Here is a 370-nt window from a genome sequence, read left to right as displayed (position 1 = left end):
ACGTCGAAACAGCCGAACAACTCCCCGAAACACCCGGTTCCCGTAGCGTCTCGCCCCATCGGAGCCATTCCAGGAGGGGGAGACCGGATGAACACCACACCCAGACCGTCGCGATCGCCTCCGCCGCCATCGCCGTCGTTGCGACACCCGCGACCGCGAGCGCCCAGGAACCGTACCCGGTGCAGTACTTCCTCTTCGTCCAGGACGAGTTCACCAGTCCGGGCGGCTCGGCCGCAGGATCCAACGACTGGTCGTGCAAGCCCACCCCGGAGCAACCGAACCCCGTCGTGCTCGTGCACGGCGCCGGCGCCAACCGCCTGAACATGTGGACCACGTTCGCGCCCCTGCTCGCCAACGAGGGGTACTGCGT

Annotated in this window: 1 pseudogene; it reads left to right on the top strand. The window is 67.6% G+C overall.

What is annotated here, in order from left to right:
* Positions 1-179 precede the first annotated feature (179 nt).
* Positions 180-370 (top strand): annotated as a pseudogene (locus tag IJ15_RS0124360) (lipase); the annotation flags it as partial.

The sequence above is a fragment of the Prescottella defluvii genome, from assembly GCF_000738775.1.
Classification (GTDB): Bacteria; Actinomycetota; Actinomycetes; order Mycobacteriales; family Mycobacteriaceae; genus Prescottella; species Prescottella defluvii.
Note: the sequence above shows the minus strand (reverse complement) of the source record. Positions and strands in the feature narration are given on the sequence as shown.